Origin of the sequence: Bradyrhizobium sp. C9 (assembly GCF_002532045.1) — a bacterium.
GTDB lineage: Bacteria > Pseudomonadota > Alphaproteobacteria > Rhizobiales > Xanthobacteraceae > Bradyrhizobium.
Window position 1 is genome coordinate 225,035 of record NZ_NWTG01000004.1, and the last position, 22,302, is coordinate 247,336.

The 22,302-nt window shown below is 63.7% G+C and carries 21 protein-coding genes; all 21 read right to left on the bottom strand.

The annotated features are described in order from the left end of the window. Position 1: 1 nt before the first annotated feature. The 21 genes from CO675_RS11560 to CO675_RS11655 all read right to left on the bottom strand — a co-directional run bounded on the left by CO675_RS11560 (position 2) and on the right by CO675_RS11655 (position 21,531). Positions 2-3,601: a host specificity factor TipJ family phage tail protein gene (locus CO675_RS11560; RefSeq protein ID WP_097672029.1), complete on the bottom strand. Its 3,600-nt coding sequence runs from the start codon at positions 3,599-3,601 to the stop codon at positions 2-4. A gap of 21 nt (positions 3,602-3,622) precedes the next feature. Continuing rightward, positions 3,623-3,841, bottom strand: a complete 219-nt coding sequence (locus CO675_RS39875; protein WP_143278959.1) for a hypothetical protein — start codon at positions 3,839-3,841, stop codon at positions 3,623-3,625. Position 3,842: 1 nt separating this feature from the next. Then, positions 3,843-4,259 carry a hypothetical protein gene (locus CO675_RS11565; protein ID WP_097672030.1) on the bottom strand — a complete coding sequence of 139 codons (417 nt, stop codon included), beginning with the start codon at positions 4,257-4,259 and terminating at the stop codon, positions 3,843-3,845. Further along, on the bottom strand, positions 4,256-4,783 hold the full coding sequence (locus tag CO675_RS11570) for a DUF1833 family protein (RefSeq protein WP_097672031.1): 528 nt from the start codon (positions 4,781-4,783) through the stop codon (positions 4,256-4,258). Before CO675_RS11570 ends, CO675_RS11565 begins: the two co-directional genes overlap by 4 nt. After that, positions 4,783-5,154 carry a hypothetical protein gene (locus tag CO675_RS11575; protein WP_097672032.1) on the bottom strand — a complete coding sequence of 124 codons (372 nt, stop codon included), beginning with the start codon at positions 5,152-5,154 and terminating at the stop codon, positions 4,783-4,785. The genes CO675_RS11570 and CO675_RS11575 overlap by 1 nt, the downstream gene beginning before the upstream one ends. Positions 5,155-5,157: 3 nt before the next feature. Continuing rightward, the gene (locus tag CO675_RS41985; RefSeq protein WP_158231219.1) at positions 5,158-8,943 is read right to left on the bottom strand and encodes a phage tail length tape measure family protein; all 3,786 of its coding nucleotides are present in this window, start codon (positions 8,941-8,943) and stop codon (positions 5,158-5,160) included. A 1-nt stretch (position 8,944) separates the two neighbouring features. Further along, the gene (locus CO675_RS11585) at positions 8,945-9,382 is read right to left on the bottom strand and encodes a phage tail assembly chaperone (RefSeq protein WP_502693379.1); all 438 of its coding nucleotides are present in this window, start codon (positions 9,380-9,382) and stop codon (positions 8,945-8,947) included. Further along, the gene (locus CO675_RS11590) at positions 9,379-9,825 is read right to left on the bottom strand and encodes a phage-derived protein YdaY family protein (protein WP_143278962.1); all 447 of its coding nucleotides are present in this window, start codon (positions 9,823-9,825) and stop codon (positions 9,379-9,381) included. The genes CO675_RS11585 and CO675_RS11590 overlap by 4 nt, the downstream gene beginning before the upstream one ends. A gap of 174 nt (positions 9,826-9,999) precedes the next feature. Continuing rightward, positions 10,000-11,481 carry a phage tail tube protein gene (locus CO675_RS11595; RefSeq protein WP_097672036.1) on the bottom strand — a complete coding sequence of 494 codons (1,482 nt, stop codon included), beginning with the start codon at positions 11,479-11,481 and terminating at the stop codon, positions 10,000-10,002. A 69-nt stretch (positions 11,482-11,550) separates the two neighbouring features. Beyond that, positions 11,551-11,790 (bottom strand): hypothetical protein, encoded by a 240-nt coding sequence (locus CO675_RS11600; protein ID WP_097672037.1) that lies wholly within the window; start codon positions 11,788-11,790, stop codon positions 11,551-11,553. Positions 11,791-11,802: 12 nt separating this feature from the next. Then, positions 11,803-12,276, bottom strand: a complete 474-nt coding sequence (locus tag CO675_RS11605; protein WP_097672038.1) for a phage tail terminator-like protein — start codon at positions 12,274-12,276, stop codon at positions 11,803-11,805. Continuing rightward, positions 12,276-12,929: a hypothetical protein gene (locus CO675_RS11610; RefSeq protein WP_097672039.1), complete on the bottom strand. Its 654-nt coding sequence runs from the start codon at positions 12,927-12,929 to the stop codon at positions 12,276-12,278. Before CO675_RS11610 ends, CO675_RS11605 begins: the two co-directional genes overlap by 1 nt. Before the next feature lie 2 nt (positions 12,930-12,931). Continuing rightward, the gene (locus CO675_RS11615; protein WP_097672040.1) at positions 12,932-13,312 is read right to left on the bottom strand and encodes a hypothetical protein; all 381 of its coding nucleotides are present in this window, start codon (positions 13,310-13,312) and stop codon (positions 12,932-12,934) included. Between the two features lie 4 nt (positions 13,313-13,316). Next, positions 13,317-13,991 carry a hypothetical protein gene (locus tag CO675_RS11620; RefSeq protein WP_097672041.1) on the bottom strand — a complete coding sequence of 225 codons (675 nt, stop codon included), beginning with the start codon at positions 13,989-13,991 and terminating at the stop codon, positions 13,317-13,319. 31 nt (positions 13,992-14,022) lie between these two features. Continuing rightward, the gene (locus CO675_RS11625; protein WP_143278963.1) at positions 14,023-14,529 is read right to left on the bottom strand and encodes a hypothetical protein; all 507 of its coding nucleotides are present in this window, start codon (positions 14,527-14,529) and stop codon (positions 14,023-14,025) included. Positions 14,530-14,618: 89 nt separating this feature from the next. After that, complete coding sequence (locus tag CO675_RS11630; protein ID WP_097672043.1) at positions 14,619-15,014, bottom strand: hypothetical protein; 396 nt, start codon at positions 15,012-15,014, stop codon at positions 14,619-14,621. A 97-nt stretch (positions 15,015-15,111) separates the two neighbouring features. Beyond that, positions 15,112-16,524, bottom strand: coding sequence for a phage major capsid protein (locus tag CO675_RS11635; protein ID WP_245452724.1), 1,413 nt, complete (start codon positions 16,522-16,524; stop codon positions 15,112-15,114). Between the two features lie 26 nt (positions 16,525-16,550). Next, positions 16,551-17,945: a head maturation protease, ClpP-related gene (locus CO675_RS11640; protein WP_097672044.1), complete on the bottom strand. Its 1,395-nt coding sequence runs from the start codon at positions 17,943-17,945 to the stop codon at positions 16,551-16,553. Positions 17,946-17,960: 15 nt separating this feature from the next. Continuing rightward, on the bottom strand, positions 17,961-19,259 hold the full coding sequence (locus tag CO675_RS11645; RefSeq protein ID WP_097672045.1) for a phage portal protein: 1,299 nt from the start codon (positions 19,257-19,259) through the stop codon (positions 17,961-17,963). Between the two features lie 9 nt (positions 19,260-19,268). Then, positions 19,269-20,951, bottom strand: a complete 1,683-nt coding sequence (locus CO675_RS11650; protein WP_198964569.1) for a terminase large subunit — start codon at positions 20,949-20,951, stop codon at positions 19,269-19,271. A 199-nt stretch (positions 20,952-21,150) separates the two neighbouring features. Next, entirely contained in the window at positions 21,151-21,531 is a 381-nt protein-coding gene (locus CO675_RS11655) for a hypothetical protein (RefSeq protein WP_143278965.1), read from the bottom strand. Positions 21,532-22,302 lie beyond the last annotated feature (771 nt).

Genomic DNA, 22,302 nt, shown 5'->3' on the forward strand with positions numbered 1-22,302 from the left:
GTCACTCCGAAATTGTGAGCGTGCCGGTCGTGAGATTGAAGACAACTTTGCCATCCGAGCTCTGGATGATGCCGGCCGTCAGCGTTCCGACGTTTCCCGTGATGGCGCTTAGAGTCCCGATATTCATCATGCGCGCGGTAACGGTGCCGTCGAGATACATATTGCCGGTGAACCCGAGCGACGCGACGCCGGCGATGGTGCCGACCGTAAAGACAGGCTGAGGGGCTCCGCCGTTGTAACCCGGCAACTGGATCTGGAATTTGTCTGCGACGACGATGAAGCTCGAGACGCCAGCGCCGCCATTGATCAAGTTGAAGCCGGTCGCATAGCCGTTGACATTCAACGTCACGCCGTACTGTGCGGCGGCATAGCCATTCAGCGTCGCGACCGCGTTTGAGACCGTATTGACCGTCGAGAAGCTGGGACCGAACGTTGCAGCAACCTGGCTTTGATATGAGGCCAGGCTCGTATCGAGATCTGTGAACGACTTCGCCACCGTCTGTGCGCTCGAAAAGCCCGGCCCCAACTGCGTTTGCACCGTGTCGATGCTGGTCGCCAGCGCAGCGTCCGCCTCCGTCATCACCTGCTGGAGGCTGCTGATGCTGGCGAACGCGGCAGCCGATCTGGATGACAGTTCAGACCTAACTTCCTTCTTATCCAGCCAGTTGCGTGCATCCTGATTGGCGACGATGCCCGTGATCACCTGCAGCGCGTCGTTGATCGCCTGGTTTAGTTGATCGGTGACGTCGGTGACCTGCTTCTTCAGGGCCTCGTTAAACGACTCGAGCGTCACGAGACCAGGCGACAGCTTGACCGTCGGAGCATCGAGATCGACGGTCGAATAGGCGCCGCGCATTGTCGCGTTGACGGCCTGCACCCGAAGCGTCGCGGCCGCCAGGCTGACGATGACGTCGAACTGGTTCTCGGCGCCCTCGTAGACCTGGGTCCAATTCTTGCCGCCGTCGTAGGTGATGCCGGCAACGTAGTAGATGGCGCCTTCGGTCGGAAACCAGCTAGCGAATAGCCGCGGCTCGGCGGTGCCCTGGCTGATGTATGCGTTGAGGCCGTAAACCAGCGGAACCTTGGCATTGGACGGATACTGCGGGCTCGGCAGGGTTGGCGGCGTGCCGAGATCGGTCGCATGGACGCGCTCGTCATCAACAACCAGACTGAGCGAGCAGGTGTCACCATTCGGCGTTCCGTTCAGAACCAGGCAGAGCTTCGACGCGCTCTCGCCAGTGCCGAGTTCGAAGGATGGGGGCTCACCACCATCCTCTCGCGCCAGAACCGCGGCCAATGTGGTCGACTGCGCCGTTTGTGCCGCCGCCAGGCTGGTCGGGTCGAGGTTCGCGATCGCAGGGTTGGCGCCCTCGGAGCACACGACGGGACCGAAGAACTTGCCGTTCGGCATGCGCAACCGGATGTAGAACGGTCCGCTATCCCAGTTCGGCGCCGGATCCAGCGTTAGGGCATTGCCGGCGACGGCGACGACCGCACCACCATATCCATATGCCTGCGGCAGCTCGGACTGCACACGGATCACGGAGCCGAGGGTGATCGCCCTGCCCTCGTACTCGACGCCGATGGTGACGTTCTCGCGGCGATAGAACGACTGCAAATAGGTGAACGCGCACTCGCGGAAGGCCTGCAGGCGATTGACGATGCCGTCAATTCGGATCGTGGTGGCGTTGAGCGAGGTGAAAGTGTCGCTGTTCGGCGGGTACTGGACTTGCGCCGCCAGCCAGGTGTTCTCGTCGACATATTCGAGGATGACCGCATCCGGATCCTCCTCGCCGAGCATCGTGAAGTCGATCGCGATCGAGTCCCGCACGATCTCGCGATCGGTGAGGAGCATTGTCGGGACATCGCGCCACTCATCGCGAACGATGGAGACGGTATCCCCCAGCCAGAAGTGCTTTGCGCGCGCAACGGCAAGGATCTTGTCGAAGGCGTCCGGCACCGCGACAGCGGAGTCGAAGCGGAAATCGAACGTGTCGCCTCGGCTGGTGCAGCCTGCCGCAAAGTTCACGACGGCGTTGAAATCGACTTTCGAAATGCCGAGACCCGAACCGTATTGGGTGCTCGTGACACTGTCGAAGAAGGCCCAGCCCGGATTCCTCGTGGCTTGCAACACGAAGGCGGATCCGTTCCAGACCTGCAGTTTCCGGGTTGCCAGCACGCCGAACTTGTACGAGCCCTGCGTCGACTGTGACGCCTTAATCCGGATCGCAATGGTCGAGACGTCCGGGAACGAATTGTTGCCTTTCAGGAATGATCTCAGACCGGCCCAGATCACCGAGTTGGAGCCACCGGTGCCGGCGAGCTCGGCGTCCTCGCGCCTGAAGCGGACCAGGTACCGCCCCGGGACGACGTCTACCTTCACGCTGTTGCGGACTGGCGCCTGCGATGCGTACTGAAACGACTGCGAGAACAGCGTAACGAACGGACCGGTTTGGTTGCCGGCGTCGTCGCAGGTGGCATATTCGGCCGTAAGCCCGACGTTCGAGTACCCGATCGAGTTGTCCTTGCCGCTGATGGTGAAGCAGCCGGCCGGGAACGCGAAGTCCACGGCGATCGACTGAGAAAGCGTGCCGGCAGGGTTGGCGACAAACGGCCCGGCCCAGGCGCCTGGTGCCGTGGCCGAGGGCGGTAGCGGCGCACCCATGGCATCGTATTGACCGCCTGACGTACCGGTTCCTGAAGGCAGTTGCTGACCGTTGACCTCGATCGACTGGTCGACGTTGGTTGGAAATAGCGTGACAGTCGCGCCTGGCTCGTAGAACGCCACCTGCGCGCCGGCGAATGACGCCGAAACACCGCTGACCGGATCCCAGAAGATCGTGTCGTCGACGTAGATCTTCTCGTAGGACATGCTGCCCATCGAGACCGACAGCAGCAGGTTGAGGTATTGGTCGTTGCCGACGAATTCGGCCCATGGCGTCGCCGCGAAGTCGGGGAACGCCTTCAGGCGGCCGTACCAAACCGGCAGCGGCTGCCCCAGTTTCGCGACGTTGCCCTGCGCCGTCACCGAATAGATCTGGTCCGGCGTCGCGTTCGGCGAGTTGGTCGCGCCAGCCTTCGGCAGGATCAGGGCATTGACGAGCAGTGTGCCGCCGATGGCGAGACCGGCGCCGAGGGCCGTGGCGCCGAAGCTGCCGGCGGTGAGACCGAACAGGCCGACCGGCGCCCAAAGCGCGAATGCGGACACCGCCACCAGGGCGACGATGCCGATGATCTGCTTGACGGCATTCCCGCCCTGCCCGCCACCGCGCGGGAAGCTGAGGAAGCGGACCTGGTCGTCGGGACCGATCCGGCGGTGACGCCATTCCTTCCTCAGCACCGCCTCGCCGTTGATCTCGAGGATGGTCGGCAGGCCCTTCGCGAACTGCCAACCATAGGTGCGATCGCGCCAAGCCCAGTTAGTCCGGCGCAGGAAGGACGTCACGGTCTCGCGTGAGCGCGGTTGCGCGCGCGCGACCTCGAGACCCGGCATCACGAGATGCAGGGCTGGATTGCGGGTACCGCGCTCACGCCGACGGCGGTCACGCGGCCGCGGCACCGGCGCGCGAGGGGCCAGAACTGGCTTCAGCGATCCATGCATGTCAGTCAGAAAGTCTTCGTGTCAGCGCCGGACCTTGGAATCTCGGATCGTGAAAGTGCCGGACGCCAAATCGATGGACAGGCTGCCATCGGCAGAACGCAATATTCCAGCGGTCACGGTACCCAGATTTGCATCAACAGCACGCGGCGCCGCGGCCTGCGATGCTGGAGCCGTCCTGAACAAGGCCGGCCCAAAAACAGGGACTGCAAACAGCGCTGAAAGGAACGAACGACGGCGCATGTCATGTCTCCATTGGTTCGAAAAACGTGAGCTTCTTCCAGCCCATTTGCCGCAGGGCCAGAACGGTTTCGCAGGCGACGCCCTGCCTCTCATCGCAGTGGATGACCCGCTGCTCCGACTGCAGCCAGACGCCGATATGCGCCGGCACCCGCAGGTGGGCCATGAGGACGAGCGCGCCATCCGCAGCGACGACAAGACCGCCGGGCCCCTCTGGCACTTCTCGCCACAAGCCCCGCTCGGGATGCCCCTCGAAGGATTCCAGCACCCAGCGCTTCGAGAAGCCGCTCGGCACTGAGACGTGCGGAAGATCGCGCCCGAACAGTTCCTTTTCGACGTGGCAGGCAAAATCCCAGCAGTTTCGCGTCTGCCATGCCCACGGCTCGCCGATGAGCGGCGCCAAAAACTCGGAACGCGTCATGAGGGCAGCAGGCTCGGGAACTGGATGTAGTCGTAGTTTTTCGTGAGGCGCGGAAACCGTTTGTTCTGCAGGTTCTTCACCATCACGGTGCCGGTGATCGAGGTGCCTACCACCTTGACGTTGCGGAGCTCGAACTCCACGGCGCCATACGACGGCTGCGTGAGATCCGAGGCGAGATATTCGCGGTACAGGACCGAGATGTATTCGCGGTACCCGAGCGCCGCTCGGATCTTCGGGAGCAACTCGCGATTGACGTTGTCGATCTTGATGTTGGTCTGCGGCGGCTGTCCCTGCCGCTGTTCCGGATACGTCGACTCGAACGGGCACGCGATGAACGTCACCGTCTCGCCGGCATTGCGCGGCGCGGCCAACTCGATGCCGAATGTCATGTCGTCGCCGACATTCGCGACAACCCGCGCCGCGACATCGAACGATGACTGCCAGATCTCGAGCGTGTGGTAGACCCGCGCGCTCGGCGGGCACGACGCATAGGCCTCGAGGAGCGCTTCGTTATGCGTCGCCATCAGAGGTCAAACACCATGAGGGTCATGGTGGCGGCGATGCGCTGCGACGAGGTCGGCACGTAGCTCGGCTTGCCACCCTTTGCGAACTTGCAGGTCTTCGTGACGTACGCGGAGCCGAGCCAAACTGGCGCCGTGAACCTGCCGGAGCCGTTGTTGAGCGTGTCGCGCACCCAAGCCACGAAAACGTCGTGCTCGGCGTTGGTGAGGCTGATCGTCTGCACGACGGTCCCGACGTTGTCGCCAGGCCGCGGCCGCTCGCGGGTATTGCCACCTTCCATATCCGTCGCGATCGGATCGAGGAACCGCTTCTGGATCTGGAAACCGCTTTTCTGCGGTCGGCTGTTGACAGCGGGCCACGACGGAAGAGCCATGAACTAACTCCCGAAACCCTTTTGGCGTGACGAAATGGCCTGAGAGATCGGGCCATTTCTTGCCGCGTCGTCGACCATGAGACCGGTGACAGCGTTCTTGAACACGACGTCGACTTGCGTGCCGTTGTTGGTTCGGCTGACGCTGGTTTGAGGATCCGAGCCCGACGGCGCGTTGTAGATGTTCACGACGACATTGCCCGAGGCGGCGTTGTCGTTCGCGGCGCCTCCGATCCCGCCGGCGGTGACACCGAGGCGGCCGTCGGGGCCGCGTCGCAGCGGCATCACGGCCTCCGGGCCGGCCTCGCCCATCAAGCCGGTGCCGCCGTTCGCCATCGGGAAGAGCACCGGCCGGGTGACGACGCCGCCGCGCGCGAACGGCACGATGTTGCCGCGGGCGAAGATGTTGCCCAGCGCGCTCGGCGCCACCGGGCCGAACAGGTTGCTGCCGGCGGTGCCGGGCGAGCCGAAGGTGACGCCAGCGGAACCGAGGAGCGACCCGAAGTCGGCGCCGCCGCCGAGACCGCTGAACGAGCTCTGGAGGCTGCGCATCAGCGGACCGACGACCATCAATTTGATGATCATCTCTTCGATCGCTCGGATCACCAGCTTCGAGGTGTCCGAAATAGCCTGGCCGAAGCTCTTGGTGCCGTCGATCGCATCGGTGAACCCGGTCACTAGATCGCTGGAAACCGTCGAGGAGACCTGGCTCAACGCCGCATTGGTGCGCAGCCCTTGCGCCTCGACCGAAGCCAACGCCGTCGCGACATCCGGATAGACCGTCTTCAACTGCTGTGCGATCTGAACGTCATCGGGCGACAACAGCGCGGTCTGCCGGCCGATCCGGATGTCGTTCTGGACCTGCCTCAGGGCGTTCGCCTGCGCCGCGGCGCCCAAGGCCTTGGCCTGAGCATCGATCGCGGCTTTGTCCTGGTCGGTCAGTTCCTTGTGGTTGCGGACCGCATCGGTGAGCGCGGTCATCCGGGCGGTATATTCGGCCGCGGCACCGGCGGACATGCCGATCGTCGCGGTCTGAATCGTGGTCGCGTCCGCTTGCGCCTTGATCTGGAGCGAGCCGTCGGCCTGTGCGCGGGAGAGCGCCAATTGGTCCTTGATCTGCTTGTCGGTCAGCCCGGCACCGGCTTCCTGGGCCCGCTGGAGCTCGAGCGTCTTCTGCTTGACGCTGTCCAAGACGCTGGCCGACTGGCCGAGCGCCGACATCCGCGCCGACTGGACGCTGGACGCGATGTCGAGTTGGAGGGCCGACGTCGCGCGGCCGGTGTCGGCCGGTGAAGCATTGATCTGGGCCGCCTTGGTACGGATCTGCTCGAGCCCGGCGGCAAGGCGTTCCGCGGGGCTGGCCGCGGCGCCGAGGAATTCGACGAGGGCATTCTTCGGCAGGGCCGCCAGCGCGGCGCTGGTCGCCGCGATAGACCGCTGGAGCTGGTCCATGGTCTGGCCGACCTTGGCCAGCTTCTGATCGACGTCCGGAGCCGCGGCGAGATCCTGGAGCAGCTTTAGTTGGTTCTGGAGATCCTGCGTCTGGCCGATGATCGGCAGCGCAGTCCGGATAGCCTGCTGCTGCGCCAGCGATTGCTGCGCATTGCGCGCTTCGTCAGCGGCGGTCTTCTGGCGCTGGAGCGCGGCGGTGAGCTTGTCGACCTGCGCCTGGGCGGCGGCGACCGCAGCGGGGTCAGCGATGTACCCCAGCGTTCCGGTCTCCGGATTGACCGTCCGGCCACCCGTCTTCTGCAGAAATTCGAGATTGCGCTGGGCCGCCTGGAGTTGCGCGTCGAGCGTCTGCACCGGGTTCAAGACATTGTAGATGCTCTTGCCGATCGAATCCCATGCATTCGAGACCGTGTTGCCAAGCGCCGTCCACGCAGTCCGCGTTGTCGAGACGGTGTTCGCGACGTCCAGCAGGCTCGACTTCACGCCTGCCGCAAGAACGACCTGTGCAGCATAGGTCTTGTTCTGAGCGACGAGGTTCGTGATGTTCTGCTTCGTCGCGGCATCCAGGAAGCCGAGACGCTGATTGAGGTCTTCGGCACCCTTCACCGGATCGGCGAACGCCTGCGCCAGCATCTTTGCCGCTTCCGTGGCGTCGACGCCGAAGATTGTCGAGATGTCCTTGCCCATCTGGACGATCGGCAGGATGTTGTCGTTGGCGATCTTGCCAGTCTCTGCCAGCGTCGCCGCGAATGACCGCGCCTCAGCGACCGAGAGTCCGGACCGGGAAGACCCGGCATCAGCGATCGAGTTAATGCTGCCCGCGGTGGCGCCGCTGGCGCGGCCGGACCCGAGGAGCGACCGATTCACCTCCTGCTGCTTGTCCTGAAACGAGATCAGCGCAGCAACGCCAAGCCCGATCGCGCCGGCGATGCCGCCCCACACCAGACGGCCAACGCTGAGCAGGCTCAAGAACTTCGACCCGATCACGCTCGCGAAGTCCACGATGCTGGCCTTCGACGACTGGAAGATTTGGAAGACCTGGCCGCCCTGCTGGGCGAGGATCATGAACGGGGACTGCCCGAGCGCGAGGCCGGTCAACACGTCGTTCAGCTGATAGGAGAGGTTGACGAGCTCGCCGGACGCGACACGGCCCGTGGTACTGGCGTTCTTCAACTGCTGCTGGACGTCGGTGAGCCGCTTTGCCAGCATCACCTGCGCCTGCTCGTACTCGCCGGTCGAGATGTAGCCATCGTTCAGCAGCTTCTTGTAGGAGGCCATTTCGGCACCGAGTCGCGTGAACTCGGTCTCCAGCGGCGCGATCTTGGCGCGCAACTGCTCCGCCGCGGCGGTCATCTTCTGCTCGGCCGCGATCGCTTCATCGAACTCGGCCGCCATGGCTGCACCGGCGGCATCGATATCCATGAAGGCTGCGGCCGAGGCTCTCGCCGATTTGGTGACTTGGTCGTAGCCGTAGGCCTGCGCGATCGATTGCTGCGTGCTGGCCGCGAGATGCGCGGCCCGCGCCTGCTCGATCTGGTCGAGGCGCGCCACTTCCGCGGCCAAAGCCTCGTAGGTAGCGCCTAGCGACGTTGCCGAGGCGCCGCCGCCGCCCAGCGCGGCCGTTAGGCTCTGCTGGAAATTGGTGCCGGCCTGTTCCGCGCGCATTCTGGCGATGTCGTCCAACTGCCGCAGGTTGGCGTCGAAGACGCTTGCGGAATCCTTGGCGGATTTCGCGACGCCGGCGATCAATGCGGCATCGAGATCCTGCGAGAATGCTTTCCCGGTTTCCTGCGCCTGAGCTCGAGCAATCCCCTCAAGGCCGCCGAACTGCGCCAGGAAGGCATCCGCGCTCTCCTGAGCCGACTTGGTGTCTCCGCCGATGTTGAACTGGGCGTTGATCCCGGCCTGGGCCCGCTGCGCCGCGGTCAGTTGCTCGATAGCAGCCGCCGCGCGGGTCGCGACCTCCGCATGGAGCGAGTATTCCTCGTTCAATCGCGTGACAGCACCGGCGATCGAGACGAATCCCTTCTCGGCCAGCGACGCAGCGTCGGCGGTCAGGCCGAACTTCTGGTAGGCGGCGTCGAGGAGCAGGTTGACGCGGTCGAGGCCCATGCCGCGATCGGCGGCGTTGCCGATCCGGCGGATGATGGCCTCGAACTGCGCGCCGGCGCCGTAGCCGTCGAGCAGCGATTTGCTGACCGAGGCCATGCCGCCCGGGATCCTCGCCAGCGCAGCATCGGACTGCGCAAGCGCCGCATTGCGAGCCTTATCGCTCGCAATCATCTTGTTGTCGGCGTCGACCTTCTGCTGCGCGCCCCGGACATAACCCGAGGCGTCCAAGTCAGACGTGACTCGCAGGGACGACAGCGCCACTCCCGCCATTTGTGTGCCCTCCCTCTCTCAACGCCTTGCGGTTTTCTTCGGCTTCCTTCTCCCGATCGGCCATGCGCTGAACGTGCTCGAGATATTCCTCATCCATGGCGCTCACGAACGCCAGGAAGGTCTCGAACTCGACGCCCCGAATGTCGTAGCGTCGCGCGTAGGTATCGATGGAAAGGAAGCTGATGGGCGACTGGCCACCCATGGCGCCGTATTGCCGATCGAACCGAAGGGCATGCCATGCACGCCAATAGGTTTCTGCCCAGAACGGCACTACGGTATCGTTGGGCCGCTCCGCCTCCGCCGCAAGCGCTACGGCGTCAGGATCTTCTTCGGCTAATTCGAGAAGCCAGTCGTCAATGCCCTTCTGCTCGAACTCGTAGCGAAGGGCCGCCCTCAGTTTTTTACTTTGGCCGCAACGAACTCCGCCTCTTCGCGGCCAACTCGCATCGCCGCACCGTAGATCGAGCCGCGGACATAGCGATACTCGGGATCGGTCAGGATCTCGGTCGCCTTCGCCGGTGAGAACGGAATGTCCTGCTCATCGTCGTCGACCAGGCCCTCCCAGCCGAGCAGAAGATGCTCGACAGCGAGGCTGCCGTGAGCTTCGGCGAGAACATCGTCGGGGACGTTATCGCCGTGCTTCCGGGCAAGCTTGGCGCTGATCGCGTCCCTGGCGATCTTAAAAGGGGCGTAGTTCGTCGATCGAACGAACCAACGGATGGCGCCGGATGGGTCGATATCGATCGCCGGTATCCAGTCGCCTTCGCGCTCCTTCTGGCTATCTGCCCTCATTGAGGACAACTTCAACTTACGCACGGTCTTTTCGGGGGATTCAGTCATGGCTTGGTGTCACCTTGGTGAGCAAGGGAAGCCTGGCGGGAGCCAGGGGGTGACCATCGATCCTGAGGACACCAATCCTCTACCGGCACCAACCGGTCCGGATCGCTGGGATTGCGCAGTGCCGCACGTGATGCGCGGCCCTTAGATGAATTCGGCCGGCCCGACCGCCGGCGCCTATTCGACGTACTCGAAGCGATCGAGCAGGATGTGCGCGTTGGTCGCGACGTCCTGCGAGGCTTGGTAGTCGAAGTCGGCCATGACCTGCGTATTCTTGGCCGTAGCCTGCGGATTGCCACCGCCGCGATAAACCGCCCGCGGGACCTGCCAGATCAGCGCCTGGCCGTTCTTCTGAACCCGCGAGTTGATGTTGCGGGGGGTGCCGTTCCGGAACGCCAACACCTCGGTCAGGCTGCCAAAATAGGTGGTGAGCTTGCCAGTGACAGTGCATTCACCATCATCGAGCGCAACCGGCGCGGCGGAATCGACGGCGTCCAGCGCCTGCAGATTGTTGTTGATCTGGACCGAAAAGCCCTTGGCCCAGTTCGGCGAGCCGAGTTGCGCCTGGTTGACGCCGAGGCGGCCGACGTTCGCATTGGCTGCCATGACGACACCGGTCGTTACCGGGTCCGGTACCGCGTCGAGCGTCACGGTCGTCTCGTCACCGCCGAGACCCAGGAAAACCGCCTGCCACTTCAGCTTATCGCCGCTCTGCATATCGACGTTGAAGGTGTTCACCCGCATGCCGAGATACGTGATGAAGGCCGGCGTCTGCATACCGAGAAAGCCCTTCTCGATCGTCATCGTGTTGGGCGTGACGCCGTTCTTGATCTGGTCGCTGACGAAGACCGAGATCGTCTTGCCTGTGCCTGGATCGGCCGCCCAGCCCGACGGCAGATTGTCCAACGTCAGCTTGTTGGCTGCGATCGCGGCGATGCGCGCGTAAGCCGCGTTCCGGGCCTTGGCGCCGGCCGTGACCAGGAACGCGAACGTCGAAGCATCCGCGGTACCACCGACCTTCACCCACTGCCCTACGGCGAGGCCGAGCGTGGTGAAATCGAGCGTCGTGGATCCGAGACCGTCAACCAGCGCGGTGATGTCGCCGGCGACGCCGGCGAAACCGACCACCTTGAGCCGAGCGGTGCCGGGAGGAGCGGCCTCCGCAACCAAGGCGGAGCCACCGACGATTGTCGTGCCCGTGGATGCCGTGGCTCGGAAAATCTGGTTGTTCGCCGCCTGGCCGAAGCCGCTCGCGCGCACCAGCATGCCGACCTTCACCGCGGCCCCGCCCGACACCACTGCATAGGTGCTTGCCGTCGTGCCCGCATCGGTGACGACACTATCGGGGGTGCCATCGTTGAAGAACGCCGGGGTGTTCACCCAGGCATTTTCGAACGCCGACATGAGGAGCTCCGAGAGCGGCGAGCCATCATCCGGGAAAGAAATCTCACCGTTGATGCCGCCGTTGGTCGTCTCGTTCGTCTTGATCGGGTCGCCGAGCATGCGGTCGTCTCGGATCTCTTCCGAGTCCACATAGGTCGGCGCCAGGGAGAGCGACTCGCCGGTCATCCTGACCTTGCGCATGCGCGGCGTCGTCGGGGTGACGCCGGGCGTGGTCTCCCGAACGAGAGCGAGTTGCGTACGGTTGGATGAGGTCACGGCGTTCTCCCAATGAAAAAGGCGCCCGATGGGGCGCCTTGCGTGAGGTCAGCGATGTGGGGTTGAGGACTACTTCTCGGAGGTCGGCGGCGGTGCCGGCGGGCTCGGCTCGAGCTTGTTCAGCGGAAGGGATACCGGCGGTGGCAACGCAACCGCCTCGCTGCGTTTCTTGATGAAGCCGCGGGCCTTCAGCGTCTCGATGGAGTGCGGCTCCAGATGGTCGCCGTCGCTGACGACATTGCTGCGCTCATCATCCGGCTTGAAGCGGCGGTTGATGGTGCTGAACGGCTTCTCGACATCGTAATCCATTGCGGGAGTCTCCTATTCGGCCTCGGTCAGGCCCCAGACGATGCTGACGGACATGAGGTAGTAGTTCGCGTTCTCGGCCCCCGGATCGCCGGCGCCCATGTCCGCGTCCTTGAACTCGAGCCGATCGTTCAGCATCGTCATGCCGCGGAACATATTGGCGAGACCCTTGGCGATCCGCCGCGCCTCGCGCGATCCTGTGCCCCGCGGTGTGAAGACGTGGAACCAGAGCGTGCCGTCTTCGTCCCAGCGATTGCCGCCTTGATCTACGCCACCACCGATCGACTGTTGCCCGTACAGTTGGCTGTTCAGAACGACCAGGACCCAGGGATTGATCTCGCCGCTCGGCGAGCTATCCCCTTCATTCTCGTAGACCAGCGGCGCGACAGTGAAATCCCAGTTGCCGGCGACCAACTGATTGGTGGTGAGGTCGACATATCCGAGATACTGCCGGATCGCGTCGAACACCGGATCGTACGGTAGATCCATCACTCGACCTTCATCGTCATCACCAGCGCCGGATACGTCATCTGCGCTCCCGCAGCGGTGTCGCTGCGCAGCTTCGTCCTGGCGAATGGACGGTAGCCGCGCCGGAAACGGCCCTTGAGGATGTAGCCACCCGGCAGCGTGATCATTGTCCGCTTCGCCGTGACGAAGTTGCCGAACCTCGACATGACCATCTTCCGGACGTCTTCGATGATGCCTGGTGGCACTGACATCCGCATGTGGCCGACATCGATCTTGCGGCTGTATGCACGGTTGTTCGTCAAGATGACGGTCGAGTTGATCGAGATGCTGTCGAAGTTGGCGACGATCCCGCCGGGCGTCATGATGAACCACGACTTCTTGTAGTCGCCGGACTTCTCGGGCGATCGATCGACTGCGGCCTGCAGCGCTAGCTCAATGATCTCCTGCCACCATCTGAAGACGTACAGGATCGGTCCCGGAGGAACGACGGTCTCTTCCTCGGCGTCGAGCCGGCCGTTGACGTACTTGTCGTACCGCTCCGAGCCGGTACCTTCCTGGATCGCCTTCGACAACTCGGAGCGCGCGAAGGCGGCCATTTCCTTCGCGATGTTCTCCGGTGCGATCCCCGCAGTTGCGAACTTGAGATCCCGCTCAAATGTCGAGATGCGAGGCATTTCTAGCCGTCGACGATCATCTTGACGCGAACGATTTCGCCGTCGACCGCGATCGCGTCGGCCGATTTCACCGTCTTGGGGCCACCTTTGATTATGGCGACGTCGCCGATAATCGGAATCGCGGGATCAACGTCAAAGGGGGGCGCGGCTGGAGCCGGAGCATTTTGCGGCCAACCCTCCGCCCTGATCTGCGTCATGGAGATGATCACGACGAAAGGCTGCTTGTAGATTCCGGCCGCAATCGCCTCGGCGTTCAGGCGATAGCTCCGGACATGCGCCCGTACCGTGACCTCGTCCTTGTGGGCGCCAATGACGCGGCGAAGGACGATGTCCTCACCTTCCCTCTCGAGCGAGTCGTCCAGGTCGTCGATGTGGTCGCTCACGTGACTACACCGATCGGTAGCGATATGGCGCGAGCTTGGCCTGGATATCCGGTGGCAAGCCGCCGCCCTGCGCGAGCCCTCCTACCCAGTATTCGCGGGCATCGATGTCCTGGACGTCCAGGGACTTCAGCAACGGATCCCGGGTCCGAGCCGCCCGCATCCCCTTGACCATGTCGACGACCGCGGACTCGATGTCATATGGCAGCGTCCGGGCGGCTCCGCCCTGGTCCGGCAGCAGCCACCCTGCAGTAAACCTGACCTCGATCTTGACGCGGCAACGCCAGAAGCATTCCTGATAGAAGCCGAGACCGCGCAGCCGGGTAAGGACGCCGCTGCGGCCCTCGAGCTCGTACTGCTCGGCGGTGAGATCTACGTCGTTCTCCTTGATATAGGCGATCGCCGTCACAGGCCGGCGAGCCAATACCAGCTTCGTCAGATGACGGTGATGCTCACGCAGCAAGAACGTCTGGATCAACTCCTCGGACGCCAAGGTGCGCGTGCCGTCATCGGCCATCGTCACCCTGAGGTAGGAGCACACCATCGCGCTGGCGCGCGCGATGGCTTCGTCGATGTAGGCATCCTCGGCCGAACCGCTGATCTTCAGATCTGACTTGATCGTGTCCCGAAGCGTCAAGGCCGTCAGCGTTGCCGGAACGGCTCGAACGATGGTGTTCAGCATCTATGCCTCTCCGGCACAGCCGATCCAGATGTCAGCCGGCCGCGGAAGTGCCGGCCGCAGCATCGGTGCCGGCAGTCTTGCCGCCGGCATCGGCCTGCGCGCCGCCGGCGCTCGCCTGGCCCTCGGCTGCCTCCTTCTGACTACCGGTCGAGCCTTCGGAGGCGTTGCCGACTTCGCCGGTTGCCGAAGTTTGGGGATTGGCTCGCCGATCGAGTTCCGCCTGGACGATGGTCCGGGCCTCGTCGGTGCCGGCGACAGGCTTGCCGAAGATCTTCTCCGCCAGCGCCTTCAATGCGAACCACTTCAGCTTGGCCCAGTTCTCCGGGATCTCGACCTCGCCGTCGATTACGGTCACGTCTCCGCCGCCATCACCGGCCCCGGCGGTGTCAGCCCCTTCGCTACCCTCCAGGACTGCCAGCCCGTACTTCAAAGCGGTGTCGGCGAGATCACCATCGATCACGTCTCCCGCGGCGAAATTGGTTGGATTGGTCTCACCATCCCTGACTCCCGGAAACGGCGTAACAACCACTGCACTCATGGCAAATCTCCCATAGTTTTGCCCGGTCTCAGGTAGCGGCGCCGTTTGGACAACGGCGCCGCATCGAGCCCGATCGCTACGGTTTCAGGTTACGGAAGCGGAGACACACGGGCCCGCGAGCGGATGACAGCCATCGACTGCAGCATGCCGGTGGTCGCGCCGGCCGTGACGATCGATCCGCGGACGTAACGCTTGCTGCCGACGTAGCCGACGCGCTGAACAGCGTTCTGGCCCGCGGCGCTCGTCACCGGAGCGAATGCTCCCTGGATGTCCGGGGCAGCAGCGGCGACATAGGTGGCGCCATCGTCGCTGTGCTGGATCGACGGGGTATGCGAGCCGTCGGTCCAGGCGCCCGCCTCGAACGCAAACATCACGCTCTCGTAGCCCTGGAGGTCGACAGTCGCGCCATTGGCGGTGCCGTTCACGCGGGCCGCCGGCGCAAGGGTCTGAGCAACGTCAACGTTGCTCCGGAGATCACGCTTCATAGCGTTAGTCCCTTCTGAAGTTGGAGGAAATGGTGGAGGAGTGCTGCGGCCCGGCCCGCTGGGCCGAGCCGCGGTCTCGATCTTGCTCGAAGGGCGCTTACGCGAACTTCAGGAGCTTGATCGCTTCGAAGTTCTGGATGCCACCGCCGACGCGCTTGGTCGTGTAGAACAGCACGTACGGCTTCGCGGTGTACGGGTCGCGCAGGACGCGGATACCGATCCGATCGATGATCAGATAGGCACGCTTGAAGTCGCCGTATGCCACCGAGAGAGAGTTGGCGCCCATGTCCGGCATGTCGGGCATCTCGACCGACGGCCGGCCGAGGATTTCCTCGATGAAGCCTTCCTGACGGAGGACCATGTTGAGGAGATAGTTGCCCTGGCCGTCCTTGAGCTTCCGGATCGCGCCGAGCGTGCCGCGGTTCGCCACGAAGGTCGAATTGATGCGGTACGGGCTCTTCACCGAATGCAGAAGGTCCACCAGACAGTCGGCCGGGTTGGTGGCTGCGAACGCGCCGGCGGCGCCGGTGGTTATGAAGCCGATCTTGCCCCACGCATAGGCGGCGTTCGCGACAGTCTGGTAACCACCGACAATGCCGTTCGGCTTGTTCTGGCCGTCTCCGACCACGAAGGCGTTGCCCTCCTGGCGGGCGAACTCCAACTGCACCTCGCCCGCGATCCATGCGCCGATATCGACAAACGCGTCGTCGAGCAGGCTCTGGGAAGCCGCCGGCATGGCGTACATTTCCATGACCGGGAACTTCAGCTCGCTGAGGTTCGAGCCGGCGGTCTGCGGACGGGAGTCCACTTCGCCGACCCAGCCGGAAGCGGTACCGTGCTGGTTGACCAGCTTGCGGTATTCCGAGGTTCCGATCGTGCGGACGGTGGCGAGATCGCGCATCGGCGAGATCTGCTGCACGACTTCATCGATCATCGTCTCGATCTCGGGCAGCACGGTATAGCCGCCGTCCGGATCCGAGCCGATGCTCATGGCGGCCTTCACCTCGAGCTCGCGCAGCGCCGACGCACCACCCTGGAGGGCGTTCTCGCCGCGGCGGAAGTACGTATTGAAGGCCTTCGCGTACTCCGGCAGGTTCGGGTTGGAGACTCGCGGATCCTTGCTGGCCTTGGCACCGCCGGTGCCGAGTGCAGTCAGCGACGCCTGCTTCTCGCTGAGCTTCTCGATGTCGGCGAGGACCTTCTTGATGAGCGCGTCGACTTCCTTGTTCGCCTTGACGAGATCGTCGACGGCCGCATTGACGCGATCGACCTTCTCGGAAGTGACGACATCCGCCTTGGCCTTCAGCGCGGTGTCATTCTCCGCCTTGAAGTCGGTGAACGTCTTCTGGAGCTTGTCATAGGTCTCCTTCTGGGAGGCCTTGAACTGGTCCAGATTCGTGGTGAGCTGCTGGACGAGCTCGGCAACATTCGCACCGTCGGCGCGAATACCACCAAGCATCAGGGCGCGTGGCGCAGCAGTGCGCAGCGCGCGCGGGTCAACGTGGCGCATAGCCAATTCCTTCAGATGTGAGGGGTTTAGGACTTCAAGGACCGGTTCAGCCCTGCGAGGGCTGCGATCAGGTCCGCGTCACCAGCGCCAGGCTTGGTGGTGGTGACGTCAGCGCCAGGCTTGACGTCGGTTTGAGCAGCGGCCGCCGCCGGCGTACCGCTCTTCAAATCTCGGATGAGCGCACGGAACGTGCCGCGGGACATGCCTTCATGCTCGCCGTCCTTCCGGGTCAAGATCTTCTCGATCTCGCGCACCGCAGGCGTGCCCTCCTGGGTCGACGCGCTCACGATCATGTTGCGGGCCTGAGCCGCCGGCACATGACCGCGGCGTACGAGGGCCGCCTCGATATGCAGGGCTGCGATCTTCGACTTCGAGCTCGCCGCGGCGCCCTTGTCTTCCTTGATCTTGTCCTGCGACAGGACGGTATCGGCGAAACCTTCGTCGATCGCCTGTTTGGCGCCGATAAAGGTCTCGTCGTCCATATAAGTCTCGACGTCGGCGGCCTTCATGCCGGTGCGGGCGACGTAGATGTCCCTCAGCGCCTGATCGAAAGGCTCGAGATAGTCGGCGACCTCGCGCATGTCGTTGCGGTTGCCGATCGCCATGACCCAGCAATTGTGGATCATGATGAAGGCGCCCTGCCCGATCTGGATTTCGTCGCCGGCCATGGCGATCACGGACGCGGCGCTCGCCGCCAACGCCATGACCTTCACGGTGACCTTGCCGGGGTATTGGTTGAGCAGGTTGTAGATCGAGATGCCCTCGAACATATCGCCGCCCGGCGAATTGATCTGCACCTCAACCGGCTGGCCACCGAAGCTCTTCAGTTGATCAGAGATCGACTTGTCGGTGATGCCGCCACCGGTCCAAAAGTCGTAGCCGATGACGTCGAAGATCTCGATGACGTTCTTCTCGTCGGCGGCCGCGGCGCGGATGCCGGGGTTCCAGCGAGAGAAGCAATCCGGGCTCGCCGGCGCCGACGACGCCAGATCCGATCGCGGCTGCACCTCAATCCGCGGCGGGCGGTTAGCGACAGCGATCACCGACGCGTTCGGCCCCTTGCCGCCGTCGGCCTGGCTCGAGTCCGTGTCTCCGTCGATTTCGTCGAGCAGCGCGCCGGCGGCGTCATAGACAGCCTTGTCCTTCTGCGAGCTCGAGCGCTGCCTGATCGCGACCAACGCACTGCGGTAGATCTTGCCATCCTTGGCGAAGGGGTACTTCCAGTGGTCTTTGGTGTCGAAGTTCTCGGTCGTGTCGATACCGAGATGATGCTTGCCGTAGTTCGCCCAGTCGGTACCGGCATCGCCGAGAAGCGCGTTGCCGTCGTCGGCGGTGAACGACCACGCCGAGTCCCGATCGATGTTGTCGCCGGCAATGAGGTCGCGCGCATAGGCGCGGCCGGCGCGATTGAGATCAGCCATGTGCCCTCTCGTCGATTATGGTGATGTCGGAGCGTTCGGATCGTGCGCGGCCAAGGCATCTGTCGCCTTGCTGGCATCCTGCATGTTGACAGCCTGCAGGTACGTCTGCCCGATGCCGTCAGGCAGCGGATTTTCGTCTTCCATCTCGCGGATGTCGTCAGCGTTCCACCAACCCCATTGGCGGCCAACGGCATACGACAACACACGCGTCTTGATGTCGGCCCGCAGAAGCCCGGCCGGATTGACCCGGACATATAGATTCGGATCGTCCTCAGGCTGAAGGTCGCGCTTGATCGCGTCCGCCCACATCGTGAACCAGTCCTGGAGCGTGTAGGCAACGAACCCGATGCCCATCTGCTCGATGCCGGATCCCCACGAGGTCTGCTTCGTCGTCAGGCCGACCATGAACGGCGGCACACCGAAGAACATGCAAATCTCGGTCGCCGTGATCTCGCGGTTCTGGATGAACTGGATATCCTCGTTGCTGAGGTCGACCTTCTCCCACTTCAACCCACCCTCGAGGATGAGGGTCTTGTGTGCGTTGTCGGCACCGCGATACTCGTCGAGGCTTGCTTTCAGGCGATCCTTATCCGGATCATCCATTTCCCCCTCGGTGGACAGGACAGTCCCAACCGAAGTGCCATTTTTGTACATCTTGGCCAGCCGCTTCTCGGACTGGATCGAGATGCCAAGCGTTTCGCGCGCGAAGCCGAGCACGGACAAGCCGTTGATGCCGTCGAGCGACATGCCGCGAAGGTGCAGGATGTCTTCCTGCCCGATCGTGACCTGCCCGCCGTCCGGCCGTGTGTAGGTATACGTCAGCGTAAAGTCGGCGTTCTGCTTCACCTGCATTGCGCCGATCAGCGGAATAAGCCACTTGATCTTGCCGAGCGCGCCGCGGACGATCAGCGCGTAACCGTTGCCGCGCATCAGCACCATCATCTGCATGAGGCGCTTGAATTCGCTCGGCGTCTGCCAAGGGTTGGGCTTGGTCTTCAGGACGCTCCAGATCGCAGCGTCCTCGGCGTCGACTCGGTTCTTGCCGACGCGCCGCTTGATGTCCATCGGGAGCGTCGCTAGAGCACCGCAGATGATGGCGGAACAGCGATATGCGGTCGCGACCTTCAGCGCATTATGCGGCGTAACCGGCGCGCCTGCCTCGCTTTCATAACCGCGGCCGCGCAGCCATTCCGAGACGCGAGGATCCTCGAGGTCGAACACGTCCGAAACCTCGACGGACGCGTTGATCCGCGGCTCGCGCCGCTGCTCGACCGGAACACCGCCGCCTGGTCTGAAGAAATCGAAAAATCCCATTCAGACCCCTCAAAGGACCGTGGCCCTCGGCTTTGCGCGGCCATGAGCCTTCGGGTTGGTCGCCATCAGATAGGCGGAGTTGAACATCGCGATCGCGGGATCGATCTTCGCGTCGCCAGCGGTTTGCTTCGTCGCGCGGATCGCTGTTGCCGTCGGCTCGATCTTCAGGTTGCTGACGCACCAATCCATCATCGAGCTCGGTGCGTGCCGAAGCTTTCCCGAGACCAGCATGCGTTCGCAGGTCTTGATGCTGTTCATCATGCCGAACCCCTGCGGGGCGCCGATGAGCAGCTTGTTGTCGACGGTGATGTCGACTTCCTTGTCTGCCAATGCGTCGACGAACTCGCCGAGACCGGCCGGGTCGACTGCGACACCACCGAGGAGCCGCCGGTCCTTCACCAGCTTGATGATGCGGACGATCTTCGAGATGTCCTGCAGCGAGTCGTCGACGATGGTGAGATCGCCCTCCTTCTCGAATTGAAGCAGGCGCGGCGCGATCGACTGCCTGAGCTCGAGCACGCCGCGGTGGCACCAGGCGTGGACCCAAAGGAGCCAGTCGCGCGTTTCGCGGTGCCGGCCCATCAGGCTGAGACCGAACAAGTCGTCGAGGCCGCCGCCGTCAATGCCGGGGACGATGACGTCGCAAACCTTGAAGAGATGCCGAAGCGTGATCCTGTCGTCGTCTCGCTTCTGCCAATGCGCGGCACCAGCCCAGCGGTTGGCCCGCAGGTTCATGCCGATCTCGACGTTGAGATGCTTGGCTAGGAAGGTGTTGAGCGCGAGATCGCTGCCGCGCTGGGCCTTGATCAATTCGCCCAGCAACCACTCGGTGCTGACGGACTTGTCGAGGTTTGGGTTCGTGATCCGCCAGTTCGACGGATCGAGATAAGCCTTCTTGGCCAGCAGCGCGGCCGGGAATTCGTAGAGCACGCCAAGGCTGGTCGGATCCACGATCTTTCCGTCTCGGACGTCGCGGAAGTAGTCCAGCTTCTCCTTGAACACGCCGGTCGGTGGAGCGTCCGACTGGGTCGTGAGGAAGATGACAAAACCTTCCGGCCTCGATACCAGGCCGCCGAGCGCCTCCTGGAACATCGCAGAGGCATTGGCGCGCTTGCCGAAGATCCAGAGCTCGTCGATCAGGACGAAGGCAGCCTTCTTGCCGCCGACGACATCGGTATCGGCGGCGACCACCTTGAGGACAGCGTCGGTGGTCAGATGCGTGATCTGCCGGTAGTTGTCCTGGACGTGCAGCAGATCCTTCAGCTTGGGGTGCAGCCGGACCATGGCTGCCGCCGGCACGAACGAGTTGTTGGCGATCTCGATCGTCGGCGCCAGGATCAGCAGTTCGGCGCCGTGCCGCCAGTTCCGCACCAGCGCGGTGACCATGATGCCGGCAGCGATCGTCGACTTGGTGTTCTTCTTGCTGATCAGCAGCAAGAATTCGCGGATCAGCCGCTTCGCCTGCCCGTGGTCATAGGCGCCGAAGATCGCCCGAACGAATTCGAATACCCAAGGCTCGCAGACCTCGCCGAAGGTCGGTTGTCGCGGCAGATCGTAGATCCGGAGCGACTTAAACACCTCGAGGGCGGCGTCGGCCTCGCTCGGGAACAGCGGCTCGAACGGGATCAGGCTCTGGCCCGCAATGATCCTCCGTTCCCAGTCCGGGCAAGCCGTAGACCAAGCCAGGGTCATTGCGATCGCGAAGACCTATGGCGCCGGCGAAGATCCTTGTGCCAGCCCGTCACGAGAGGCTCAGCGCGCCGCTTGCCACACCGCGATAGGATGCCGATGGCCCGATCAAGGGGGCAATGCGGCAGGCGACGCATGATCCGCATGGTGACGATGCGCCGACCAGGGCGCTCTTCGTACGACGACCGCCCGCGCATGCCGGCTACTCGTTGACCGCGGTATTGTCGATCACCAGGCCAATCTTCGGTGGCTCAGGCGGCTGAAATGCCCCCGATGAAGCCACTCGCTCCGCCGCGGCCTTGCGCTCCGCCTTCTTCCCGACCTTCTCCGGCGCCGGCGGTGCAGCCGGTACCTCGACGCCGGCGTTTCCGAGATCGGCGATCGCCTGAGCAGCGGCCGACACCCGGGTCATCTCCTCGAGCTTCTTGATGCAGGTGGCGTTGCCCTTCTTCGCCTGCTTGAAGAGCATCCCGACCACTTCGGCCCGCTTCTTGGCCACACCGGTCGCAATCTCTTCGGGGAAGGACTTCACCAGCGTCGGCGTCGAGATCCCGAGCACTCGAGCGCATTCATCCTGGGACATTCCGCACGAGATCCACTCCTCGACCTTCGTGCGCTGCGCTTTCGTCGGTTTGAACGCCGGCCGACCTCGGGCCATGCCGAAACTCCAATTTCTTTGCCGTTTTGGGTGAACTGGACGAAATTTCCGGTCGGCCCAAAAAAAATTGTGCGAATGAGCCCCCGTGCGGTAGGGGGTCCCGCCGGTTCCTAGACTTTTCGACCCCATACCCCTTGGCCTCGAGCGGCTGGCCGGCATGGCGCGCGCTGGCGTGTCGTCGGCGCTGGCGCTGGATTGGTCGGGGCGTTCGGCCTGGCTGATCAGTGTCAGCCGATATGCTGGCGCCCGTGGCGCCGCGCCGCGCGCGGCAACCGTCCGCGCTCTCTCTCGCCTGTCTGTCTAGGTGGTGACGTTCTGTTGACGTGGCAGGCGCGCGCCGATCCGCCGAGCTAGGCCGCACCATGCGGCGCGCTATCGCTGGGCATTGCGTCCCATGCGTCGGCGCTGGTGATGGTGCTGCGCTCAACCCGGATGACTGGCAGCACAATGACGGTTGCAGGCTGGCGCCGTTGTCGGCGGGCTCCGCGTGGCGCGCTGGGCGGTAGCTCGACTACCTCGCCCATGCCGTGCCCCTGACATGCGAAACCCGCCAAGGCGGTGCGACCTGGCGGGCTTTGGTTTGCAGCGACAATGCGCCGAATGCCTGTTCTGAATCGCAAATTGAGTCGGCTGTCAAACCGCTGTCGCACGGGTTGGCAGTGGATGACGGCGCCGACGGCGCTTGATGCATCTCAA